The 11949-nt window shown below is 71.6% G+C and carries 6 protein-coding genes; all 6 read right to left on the bottom strand.

Annotated elements, in window-relative coordinates; genetic code table 11:
• Window positions 1–81: 81 nt before the first annotated feature.
• A complete protein-coding gene (locus ABZX65_RS24275; protein ID WP_355343659.1) occupies window positions 82–1623 on the bottom strand; it encodes a glycoside hydrolase family 88 protein in 1542 nt (513 codons plus the stop codon).
• A gap of 79 nt (window positions 1624–1702) precedes the next feature.
• Window positions 1703–4096, bottom strand: a complete 2394-nt coding sequence (locus ABZX65_RS24280) for a polysaccharide lyase 8 family protein (protein WP_355343662.1) — start codon at window positions 4094–4096, stop codon at window positions 1703–1705.
• A gap of 300 nt (window positions 4097–4396) precedes the next feature.
• Window positions 4397–5686, bottom strand: a complete 1290-nt coding sequence (locus ABZX65_RS24285; RefSeq protein ID WP_355343665.1) for an SGNH/GDSL hydrolase family protein — start codon at window positions 5684–5686, stop codon at window positions 4397–4399.
• 203 nt (window positions 5687–5889) lie between these two features.
• Window positions 5890–6402 carry a peptide-methionine (S)-S-oxide reductase MsrA gene (gene msrA, locus ABZX65_RS24290; protein ID WP_355343668.1) on the bottom strand — a complete coding sequence of 171 codons (513 nt, stop codon included), beginning with the start codon at window positions 6400–6402 and terminating at the stop codon, window positions 5890–5892.
• Between the two features lie 215 nt (window positions 6403–6617).
• A complete protein-coding gene (locus ABZX65_RS24295; RefSeq protein WP_355343671.1) occupies window positions 6618–7427 on the bottom strand; it encodes a phosphatase in 810 nt (269 codons plus the stop codon).
• A 93-nt stretch (window positions 7428–7520) separates the two neighbouring features.
• The gene (locus ABZX65_RS24300) at window positions 7521–11612 is read right to left on the bottom strand and encodes a discoidin domain-containing protein (RefSeq protein WP_355343674.1); all 4092 of its coding nucleotides are present in this window, start codon (window positions 11610–11612) and stop codon (window positions 7521–7523) included.
• Window positions 11613–11949 lie beyond the last annotated feature (337 nt).

The raw sequence follows: 11949 nt of genomic DNA on the forward strand, positions 1-11949 counted from the left end.
CCGACGGTCGTAGCGTTCCAGAACCGGGAACGGCGCTCCACCGCCACTCCCCCGCCGCGGATTTGCTCGCAGGAGCCGGGTTCAGCCGTTGACCTGCTCGAAGAAGTAGAGGAAGGCGCCCAGCCCGTGGAAGTCGTTCGTGGCCCGGGACCGGGCGGTGTAATACGCGTAGTCCCCGACATTGGTGCCGACCGAGATCGAGGTCAGATACGTCAGACCGTCGCTGTGCAGGGAGATCCGGTCCAATGCGCCGCGCTTTCCGGCGTCCACCGTGGCCTGGTACGCGGCGGCGGGGACGTATCCGCGCTTGATCGCCGCGTCGGCGGTCAGGGTGAACATCGCCGAGCACGACGTCTCGGTCCAGTTCCCCGCGCTGCTCCCCTTGTCCACGACCTGGAACCACCGCCCGCTGGCCGGGTCCTGGTAGGCGGCGATGCCGCGCACCAGGTCGCGTACGGTCGCGGTCAACTGGGCGCGCAGCGGGTGGTCGGCCGGGATCAGGTCGAGGATCTCGGTGGCGGCGACGCCGTACCAGCCGACGGCGCGGCACCAGTATTCGGAGGACAGGCCGCTGGTCGGGTCGGACCAGGTCGCCGCCTTGGACGCGTCGTAGGCGTGCTTCAGCAGCCCGTTCGCCTGTTGCAGATGGCTGGCGTAGACCACGAGCTGCTTGGCCGCGATGTCGTAGGACTGCGCGCTGTCGCCGATGTACCTGCCGTACTGCGCCATGAAGGGGTCGGCCATGAAGGTGCCGTCGGACCAGAGCTGGTTGGCCCGGTCGGCGCTGTTGGCGTGCCAGAAGCCGCCGTCGCTCGTGGTCGGGTACCCGGCGCCGGGCAGCAGCCGGTCGTGGATCTGCTTGGCGGCCAGGCCGTACTTGGCCTCACCGGTCTCGCGGTACAGGGCGATCATCACCTGACCCGGCATCATGCTGTCCAGGCTGTTGAAGGTGATACCGATGTGCCCCGAGGCGTCCACGAAGCGGTCGGCCCACGCCTTGATGTACGCGATCAGGGCCGCCCGGCGCGCGGGGTCCGCCGTGTGCCGGGCGACCTGGTACTGCCCCATCAGGTAGAGCGCGACCGGGTAGCTCCAGCCGCCGACGGTCGCGGGGGTGTAGCGCTCCATGGTGGAGTCGACCAGTGCGTCGGCCCAGTCCGTGCTCCGCGGGTCGGAGACGGTCAGCGAGTCGAGGTTGGGCAGGCCGCCCGCCGTGGCGCCGGTCACGCGGATCGCGTTGGTTCCCGCCCGCAACGTCACCGGTATCCGGGTGACGGCCCAGGTGTTCCAGTCCGCGGTCGCGGCGAAGGCCGGTGCGGAGATCACCGCGCCGTTGACGCTGACGGTGCCGGCGCGTCCCTCCCCCGTCCCGTTCGCGTGGCGCAGGGCCAGCGCGAAGCCGCCCGCGGCCGGTGCGCTCACGCTGAACTCGACGTACGCGCCCACCTCGTTGGCGGTGTTGACGAAGCCGGTCCCGGTGTATCCCAGGTGGTCGCGGTCCACCGTCCCGTGGAAGACGGTGGCGTTCTCCGCCTCGTAGAGCGATGACGCCGCGTGCGCCGCGCCCGACGTCACGCCGTAGCTCGCGACGAGCATGCCGATCACCACTGCTAAAGCCCTCATGCGCATGTGCGACTTCCTTATCTCGCGGGCCGACGGGCCGACGGGGTGCCGGGCCGACTGGGTGCCGGGCCGACGGCTGTCAGACGGTGAAGCGTGCGACGAAGGTCCTTCCGGCCGCTCCCGTGACCGCTACCGAGAGGCGGAGGTCAGGCGTCGTGGCGAGGACCGTCACCCCGGGGTCGACGGAGGTGGCGGCCGAGACGGCGCCGTCGACGGTGACGACGACCGACCCGGTGAGCTGCTGGGTCGGGTCGCTCACGGCCACGCTGAGCGTTCCGTTCGTCCGGTGCGTGACGACCGAGGCGGTCCTGTCGACCTGGATTCCGGCGGCCTTGGGCGCTCCGGCCTGCCAGACGTTGGCCATGGCCACGCCGGAGCCGGAGCGGCTGACGGCCTGCACCGCGGCGGTGTTCGAGGCGACGGTCACGTCGTTCGACGCGGCGAACGCCGAGGTCTGGGCCGAGGTGGCGGCGGGCAGTTGGATGTAGCGGTAGCTGCCCGCGGTCGGGCTCACGCCGTGGTCGACCCACATGGTGACGAACCTGCGGGTGTACGCGGCGGTGTCGTCGTAGACGCCGCGGTGGTCCATGTCGGTCCACTTGCCGGTGCGGTCCTGGCGCAGGAGGGTGACGTGGCCGCCGACCGGGAAGACATAGCCGCCGAGGTTGTCCACGAAGATCGACCGCGGCTGGACCACCGTCGGCGTGTTGCTCGGCGTGGACAGGACAACGTTGCCATCGACGTGGATGTCCGCCTGCCCGTTGGGGCCGGTGTTGCGGTTCTCGATGACCGACTCGATCGTATGGCCGTCGTCGCTGGTGATCCCCGCGCCCAGGCAGATGACGACGTCGTCGACGCAGAACCACGACTTGTGGCCCGTGAGGGTCTGGACGGCGAACGACAGCCCCATACCGGCCGCCACGTTCCCCTCCAGCAGCGCGCCGCCCGCCCAGGTGTTGGTCGAGCCGCGGTTCGCGCCGGGCGCGAGGGTCTTGGTGTCGAGCGTGACCCCGGGCAGCCGGTACTTGTCCGCGGCCGGCCAGTACCCGTTCACCCAGTGACCGGGCTGCGTGGGCAGATACAGGTACGTGGCGCCCTCGCCGGTGTACCAGCCCTGGAGGTTCTCGTTGTTCGCGGACTCGTACGGCTTGATCCGCGTGCTGTCCATCGCGATGCCGAAGGCGAACGTGGGCCGCCGGTGCACGATCCGCGCCATCGAGGTCGACACGACGGAGGTGGTGGACTCCGCCGCCGCCGGGATGGCGCTGTCGGCGACGACGGCGCGGCCGAGCGCGATGGACGAGATCCGCACCTGTTCGAGCGGGGCCGCGTCGAAGGCGAAGAAGTCCTGGTAGGTGTCCGCGCCGATCCAGCCCTTGGCCTGCGACCGGACGGTGAGCGCCTGGTCGGCCGGGAAGACGCGGGCGAGTTGGAGCAGGGTGGCGGTGGTGAGGCGGCCGATACGGTGGTCCGTCTCGTAGAAGCGGGAGAGCGCCCGTCCGCGCACCATGTCCATGAACGCCCCGCGGTAGATCCACGGCCGGTAGTTCGCCTGCGTCCAGGTGTAGACGCGCTGCACCTGGTCCGTTGTCGCCGCCCACGGGGTGCCCTGCACGGTGACCAGCAGGTAGGTCAGGTACTGGAGCAGAGACACCCCGTAGGAGCCGTTGTAGGCGTAGACCGCGTGCTGGATGAAGCCGCCGTCGGGGTAGAAGCCGTCGCCGCCGGTGCTGTACGGGAAGAGGTGTGCGATCGCCGCCATGGCGCTGTCGATGACGGCCGCGTCCTGGCTCAGCGCGCCGCGCACGGTCGCGATGGCGCAGTTCCAGTTGAGGTTGGCGCCGGTGGCCGTCCCGCCGTTGACCTTGGTCGGGTCGGGCGCGTAGCGGGTGATCGCGGCCATCGCGGTCGAGATCTGGCTCGCCGAGAGGTGGTCGTACAGGGCGACGCAGGTGTCGTTGAGGGCCAGCGGTATGCCGATCTCGAAGTCCCACCAGTTGTCGTACCGCGCGGTGACGCCGTACTTGTGGGCGAGGAACCAGTCGAGCGCGGATGTGAGGTCCGCCAGGAGCGTCGCGTTGCCCGCCAGCGACGAGCCCGGCGAGGCGTAGGCGAGGGCGAGTTGGCGCAGCCGTCCGATCACGTCGCGCTGGACGGCCGAGACGGTGGAGCTGTTCAGGTCCGCCCACAGGTAGGTGCGGGAGTTGGCGGTGTTCAGCGTCGACCACAGGCCGTTCGCCGTGTCGGCCATCGCCTGCGCGTAGGCGGAGATCACCTGGTCGGAGGCGTCGTAGCTGCCGATCAGCGTGGTGCCCCACTGGGTGCGGACCGTCGCGAAGTCCGAGGCCGTCGCCGCGGCGGCGCGGCTGGGCGCGGCGCCGGCGGTGCCGAGGAACCACGCGGGCGCCAGCGCGGCACCGGCCAGCAGGGCGGAGCGACGGGTGAGGCCGCGGGACGAGTGGTCAACGGACATGGAGCACCCTCACGGTTGGGGGGAGGACATCGGCCACGGGAGCGGCGCGGCCGATCGGGAGACGCTCGGCGCCGTGAGGGATCGTGGCTTCCGGATTCCCGGAAGTCAAGGGATAATACGTATTAGTACGGGGCTCGGCGCCGACCGCCGCGCGTCCGACGGCCGGTCAGCGACCCGTCCAGGAGGGCTCGGTGGCGTGCCGGGGCGGCCGTGCCGGAGGGCCGGGCACGGGTCGCTCAGGGCCGAGGCGCGCACGTCCTGCCGCCGCGCGCCGTGGCCGCCGAGCCGTACGGAGACGGCTCAGCGGAACAGGTCGAGCGGAACGGCGGCGGCCATCGCGGTGTGGCCCGCGTCGTTGGGGTGCAGGCCGTCGCCGCTGCTGTACGCGGCGGCCAGCTTGTCCGGGTCGGCCGGGTCGGCGGTGACGCGGGCGAAGTCGATCACGGCGTCGTACACACCGCTGGTGCGGATCCAGTCGTTGACGGCGTTCCGCTTCTCGCCGTTGGCCTGGCTCCAGAAGCCGAAGGTGTCGTCCTTGAAGGGCATGATCGTGCCGCCGATGGCGATCAGGCCCGCGGCGTGCGCGCGCGCCGCCAACTGCCCGTGCCCGGCGATCAGTTGCTCGGCCGTCACCGTCTCGGACAGCGGCGCCACGGTGCCCGGGTGGCCGAGGTCGTTCACGCCGATCAGGGTGATGACGTACCCCGCCGCGGGCTGGGCGAGCACGTCGCGGTCGAAGCGGCGCAGGGCGCTCGGTCCGAAGTTGAGCGCGTACGCCTCGGCCGGGTCGCCCGCGGGCGGATTGGGGTCGTGCAGCAGACGGTTGCCGGAGATGCCCGCGTTCACCACCGCGCGGTCGGCGGCCGGGCGGGCCGACCGCAGCCGCGCGGCGAGCTGGTCAGGCCAGCGCAGATCGGCGCCGACGGTGCTCTTGCCGCCGTCGGTGATCGAGTCCCCGAGCGCGACGATCGCGGACGCCTGCCGTCCGGCCCGGACGCTGACACCGGAGACGAGATACACCGCCTGCGGCTCGGCGGTCGGCGTGACCGTCGTCGCGCCGGTGACGTTGCCCGCGGCCACGGCGTTCTTCTGGAGGGCGTACGCGTGCAGGCTGGTGGCGGCCGTACGCTCCGGCAGGTAGAGGCTCACGACCAGGTCGGCGCCGCCGGGCAGGGCCAGGTCGACGGGATCGCTGACGGCCGGGGCCCCGGCCGGGATCAGGACGGACCCGCTGCCGCCGAACGTCACCCGGCGGTCGGTGGCCGGGACGATCGCCGTGCCCTGCGTTCCCGCGCGGCGGGCGACCCGTACCTCGCCGATGGACGCGGCGCTCTCACCGAATTCGTTCGTCAGCCGTAACCGGAGCGCGGAGCCGCCGAGGCTCAGACGCAGCACATGGCGGACCGTCTGGTTCTCCAGGTGGACGACGGCGGCCGTCGGCGCGGCGTTCGGCGACCCGGCCCAACTGCCGACCCACTCGGCCCCCGGGCCACCGGGGCGCGCGTGCGCGGGCTCCGCGGAGGCCAGGGATCCGGCGCCGGCCGCCGCCGCGGAGGCGGCCCCCGCGAGCAGCAGAGCCCTTCGCCCCACGGCGCGCCTCGGCGTCCCGCCCGACGGTGAACCCGACATCTGGCCTCCCCGGATACGAGTCGCCGCGCGCACTGTATGCGCCACGGTCCGACGCTATCAATGGGGCGTCGGACCGCCGGCGGGGAAAGGCCGGATGCCGTAACCAGCGGCGCCGGGCGTGCCGGGCTTGCCGGGCTTGCTGAGTTTGCTGGGCGTGCCGGGCGTCAGTCCTTGGTACGGGCGGGCAGGCGCCAGCCGGGGCGTACGTAGTGGCAGGTGTAGCCGTCGGGGTAGCGCTCCAGGTAGTCCTGGTGCTCGGGCTCGGCCTCCCAGAAGGTACCGGCGGGCGACACCTCGGTGACGACCTTGCCGGGCCACAGGCCGGAGGCGTCGACGTCGGCGATCGTGTCCTCGGCGACGCGCTTTTGCTCGTCGTCCTCGTAGAAGATGGCCGACCGGTAGCTGAGGCCCATGTCGTTGCCCTGGCGGTTCTTCGTGCTCGGGTCGTGGATCTGGAAGAAGAACTCCAGCAGCGCCCGGTAGTCGGTCCGCTCCGGGTCGTAGGTGATCTCGATCGACTCGGCGTGGGTGCCGTGGTTGCGGTACGTGGGGTTCGGCACGTCGCCGCCCGCGTATCCGACCCGGGTGTCCGTCACGCCGGGCAGGCGTCGGATCAGGTCCTGCATGCCCCAGAAGCATCCGCCGGCGAGGACGGCCTTCTGTGTCTGAGCGGTCATCTCAGTCCTCCTCGTGTTCCTTGGCGGTAACACACGGCGGACGCCCCGTGTTCCGGGGCGTCCGCGGCGGTCTCTGCGGTGCTTCGGGCACCCACGGGAAGCCTACTGGCCGTGGGCGGCCGGTGGGTCCCGCCGGGGCGACGCGGCTGCGTTCCGCGGGGTCGTACGGGACGGGGCGCGGTCGTACCGGCGCGTCGTACGGGCTCGCGCGGGTCTCAGGCGGTGAGCCCGGCCTCCGACAGCAGATAGGCGGTCATCGGCTCGTACGCCTGCGGGTCCACCACGTGGTCGTCGAGCGGGACGGTCACCGCGATGGTGCCCTCCGCCTCGCCGAGGAAGAGCGCCGGATCGTTGCAGTCGGCGAAGGCGACGGTCCTGATCCCGCGCTGGCCCGCGCGGCCCGCCCAGCCGTGGTCGGCCACCACCAGGTCGGGCAGCGGCTCGCCCGCGGCGGTCAGCGCGTCGAGAATGGCCGACATCGGCTGCGGCGCGTGGGTGTGCCACAGGGTGGCACCGTCCTCCAGCACGGCGACGCTGCCGAACTGACGGACGTCGCCGTAGGAGTCGTCGTCGCCCTCGGTGGTGGACAGGCCCTTGGGAATGGCGACGACGGTGGCCCCGGCCGCGCGCAGCGCCCGCGCGATGGCCTGGTGCACATCGAGCAGCCCGCCCGGGTGCCCGGTGGCGACCAGCACCCGCCACCGCTGCCGGGCCGCCTCCCGCAGGACGGCCGCCATCCGGTCGAGTCCTTCCACGGTGAGCCGCGCGTCGATGGTGTCCTGACCCTGGAGGTGTCCGGGGTCGGCCACCACGCCGACGCGCTCGGCCATCACCGCCAGCACCGTCTCCTCGGTCCACCGCTCCCCCAGCTCCAGCCCCAGCCAGAAGCGCCGGTTCCCCTTCACCAGCTCGCTGTAGTGCCGCAGATTCCCCTGCCGCGGGGTGGCGACGTCCCCGGCGATGCGGGTCCGTCGCAGATGGTCGATCAGCTCGTCACGCGAAAAACATATGTCCACCGAATCCATGCCCCCATTCTCCGTGTCCCCCGCCGTCCGCCGACGGCGGGGGTAGGACTGACCTGCGGATTCCCCCGCCGCCGCCCGCCTCGCGTCCCGGGGTCAGGGGCGGGTGAGGGTGGTGGGGGTGGTGTAGGACTCGGCGCGCAGGGCGGGGCGGGAGGAGGGCAGGGCGGCGGCGGGGAAGGTCAGGGTGAGGGTGCGGGACTCGCCGGGCAGCAGCCAGAGGTAGTTGTCGCTGTAGAGGGTGGGCAGGACACGCTCGCCGGTGTGGTCGTCGAGGAGCGACAGCCGGACCATGGCGGCGACGGCGGAGCCGCGGTTGCGGACGGTGGCGGTGAGGTTGCGGCGGGCGCCGGAGTGGGAGAGGCGGCCGAGGTCGGTGGACAGGCGGGTCTGCTTGGCCTTGTTCAGGGCCCGCATGTCCTTGGTGTCGCGGTAGCGCCAGTAGGTGTTCTCGGACAGCACGCGGCCGAGCGGGTCCTCCAGGCGGAGCCGGAGCAGGTGGAAGGACGGCAGGGTGTCCATCCGGTCGGCGGTGAAGGCGGTGACCGACGACGACGGCGCGATGTTCACCAACTTGCGCTGTTCCGGGACGAGCCGGCGGCCGTCGAGGTCGTAGTAGTTGGCCGTCACCCGGGCGCCGGTGACCGTGTGCGGGGTGTGGTTGACGGCGATGACCTGCCACTTGTCGGGGTCGGCCTGGACGTGCAGCGCCTCGCACGCCTTGCGGGCCCCGTAATAGGTGCCGTTGACGTCGAAGTCGTAGTCGTAGGTCTGCCACACCGTGCTGTGCCACGCCGGGTGGGACATCCACAGCATCAGGCCGCTGGCGTCCTTCCACAGGTTGGCGTTCCACGCCTCGAACATGGCGCGGGTGTTCTCGTAGTTGACGAACTGCGCCTTGCGCGCGAAGTCGTCGAGGCCGGTGGCGGTGTCGAGGCGGGCCTCGATGGCGGCCTGGTAGTTCTGCGGCGCCTGATTCCCGCGTGTGCTCCAGTCGTGGTAGTACCAGGCCGCGCCGACCGGCCACTCCGGCTCGTCGCCGACGAGATTGCGCATGCTGGCGGCCGTGGAAACCACCGGCATGCCGATCTCGGTGTGGAAGCCGAAGCTGCCGCTGCCGTACGTGGACGGCGCGTAGTAACGGGCGGGCTCCACCCATCCGTAGGGGCCGCCGCCGGTGATGATGCCGCCCGCGGAGTTGTTCTGGTACATCACGCCGGGCGCCTCGGAGGTGACGGCGTCGCGCATGCCGGTGTCGATCGCGGCGGGCGGATTGCCCTCGTTGGCCCCGCACCACACGACGACGCTGGGGTGGACGCGGTAGCGCCGTACGGTGTCGCGCGCCAGGTCGTTGTACGCCTGGTGGTCCGGCGGGTCCATGCCCCACGCGTTGGGGAAGTCGTTCCACACCAGCAGGCCGTGCTCGTCGCAACTGGCGAAGAACTCCTCGCGGTTGCTGCTGGCCACCCAGTTGCGGATCATCGTGAAGTTCATGTCGCGGTGCATCCGCACGGCGGCGTCCATCCGCGCGGCGGGCATCCGGCGCAGCAGTTCGTCCCAGCCCCAGTTGCCGCCGCGGCAGAAGACCCGGACGCCGTTGACGCTGATCTTCAGCGGTTCGGGCGTGTTGTCGACGGACTTCACGTCCGTCCAGGTCTTCGCGTCGGCGGACACCTGGATCGTGTACGTCTTCGGGTAGGCCGCTTCCCACACGATGACGACGCGGTCGAAGCTCTGGGCCGAGCCGAGGTCGACCTGGATCCACTGGTTGTCCAGATACTCCGACGACCAGCGGGAGTTGGGGTCGCCGTCGGTGGCGTGGGACGCCGGGCTGCCGGAGTCCTCGGAGGAGGCGCTCGCGGTCTTGTGGAGTGCGAGGTCGGTGCCGGGCCTGGTGCTGTCGACCACGGAGAGCGTCCACAGCGAGTTGCCCCAACTGGTCGCGCGGGCACCGCCGTTGATGCGGACGTAGCGGGCGGTCACCGCGCTGAAGTCCTCGGTCTGGAGGCTGGCGTCGCCGCCGTTGAAGGGCAGCGGGACCGCGGAGTTGTCGACGGACTTCGCGTCGGTCCAGGCCGAGCCGTCGGCCGAGACCTGGACGACGTACGTGCGCGCGTACGCCTGTTCCCACGTCAGGTCGACGCGGTCGAAGGCGACTTGGGCGCCGAGGTCGACCTGGACCCACTGGTCGTCCTCGAAGGACGAGGACCAGCGGGTGCCCTGGTCGCCGTCGGTGACATTGCCCGGCTGGTGGTCGTCCTCGTCGACCGACGAGGCGGTGGCCGTCTTGCGCAGCGCGAGGTCGGTGCCGGGCGCGGCGCTGTTGACCACCGACAGGCTCCACAGCGACGAGCCCCAGGCGGTGGCGCGGGTCAGGCAGCGCACCCGTACGTACCGCGCGGTCCGCGCCCCGAGGTCGACGGACTGCGTGTACGCGTCGCCGCCGGCGGTGAAGGGCAGCGGCACGGCGAATTCGTAGCCGAACTGCCGGATGCCGAACCGGGTGGTGCGCCGGTCGCTGGTGCGGCCGTCGACGGTCGCGGTCAGCGTCAGGTCGTGCAGGGCGGCCTCGCCGTAACCGTTGGGCCACCACAGCTTGGGGTTGCGCAGCCGCAGTTTGCCGTACACGGACGGGGTGAAGGTGACGTCCTTGCCGCCGCCCGCGGGCACGGTGACCGTCTGGGTCACCTTGACGTCGTCGAAGGCGGCGGTGACGGTGACGCGCCGCTCGGTGGTGTCCGCGTTGCGCACGGGGACGACGATCGTCACCTCCGCGCTGCGGGTGTCGGGCAGGTCGGGCAGAACGGTGTCGACGCGGGGGTCGCCGATGACGGCGTGGCCGGTGGAGCGCAGCCGTACGTGGTTCCAGATCCCGGAGACGCGGTCGCGTACGGCGGGCATCCAGTCCCAGCCGGAAGAGGCCAGGTAGGTGGGCGAGTTGCGGTTCATCATGGTGGCGCCCGCGTCCACGAAGGCCAGTCCGGCCGCCCCCTTGTCGCCGGGGCTGCCGGGGAACGGCATCGGGGTGATCTTCACGGCGAGGGCCTGTTCGCCGCGGGCGGTGAGCAGCGCCGTCACGTCGTGGGCGGAGCGGGCGAAGGGGTAGGTCAGGCCGCCGACCCGCTTGCCGTTCAACCAGATGTCCGCGGTGTGGTTGACGCCGTCGAACTCCAGCCAGATGTGGCGGCCCGAGCCGGTCGTCAGGTTACGGGGCAGCTCGAAGCCGCGCCGGTACCACCACGAGTGGCGGGACAGCGCCTCGGGGATGTGCAGGTTGTTCAGGCCGGACACGGGGTCGGGCAGATGGCCCTGTTCGACCAGTGAGGCCAGGACCGTGCCGGGCACGGTCGCGGGCAGCCAGCGGCTGGTGTCCACCGACGGGCGGGACAGGTCGGCGCCCTCGCCGCCCGCCCAGTCGTCCATGGTCAGCGTCCAGCCGGACTCCAGCGGCACTGTGCCGTCGGCGGCGGTCTTCAGCGCGGGGGCGTGGTGGTGATGGGTGCCCCAGTCGGTCCAGCCGGTGGCGGCGGGGCGGTGGGCGCGCGAAGTGCCGTACACCGCGAAGCCGTTGAGGCCCAGCGGGTTGGCGTTGGAGCGCTTGCGCACGGTCAGCCGCACCCAGCGCGCGGTGACCCTGCGGTCCAGCGCGATGTCCACGACGCCGCCGGTGCCCGAGGTGGTCCGGTACACGGTGGTCCAGGCGTGCTGGTCGCGCGAGGTCTCGATGACGAAGTCCACCGCGCAGCTCGACAGGATCTCCTGCCCTGTGGTGCTGTCGCGCGGATTGCCGCTGTCGGAGGGGGTGAAGACCGGGTCGTTGACCGTGGCCTCGAAGGTCAGTTTCACGGAGTCGACCTCGCAGTCCGCCTGGAGGTCGACACAGATCCACTGCGGGTCGCCCGCCGCGGCCCGCCAGCCGGTGCCGCGTACGCCGACGGTGCCGATCCCGTCGACCGCGAATTCGCCGGGCGTGGGGGCGTAGTCCGTGGACGACACGGTGATCGGGCGGTAGGCGGCGAGTTCGGCCCGCGCGGCGGCGGTCCCCGACGGCGCCGCGGGCCCGGCGGCGGGGGCCGGGGTGGTAGCGGAGGCAGCCGTGGGAAAGGCGGTGCCCAGGCCGAAGCCCGCCAGGAGGGTGGAGCCGGTGGCGACGATCCTTCGCCGGGAAAGGTGCGGCTGATCCGACATGTCCAAAAAGTCCAATCCCACGTGAGCCGACGGAACGATCGGCCCGGCTCTCAACTCGGATGACAACGTTGCCATAGGCTGTAATCCCTACCGGCTTCTGTCAAGACCTGCCGCGATGTCCGAATCTCCGACACGGATGGAAAAGGGGGTGAGCGGCGAGCGAGGGACCGTTGTCGAGCGATGCCGACACGCGACGTCAGCTGGCCTTTCCGCCCCCGGAGGGGCGGCGCCGCCCGTGCGTACCGGCCGCCCGCGAACGGCACGCCTTCGTGCGGATTCGCGGGAGCCGCCGCCCCTCCCCCGCGCGCGGTCCGACCGGGCGGCGCCGCGCGGTCCG

This window comes from Streptomyces sp. NPDC003300, from assembly GCF_040610915.1.
In the GTDB taxonomy this organism is placed as follows: domain Bacteria; phylum Actinomycetota; class Actinomycetes; order Streptomycetales; family Streptomycetaceae; genus Actinacidiphila.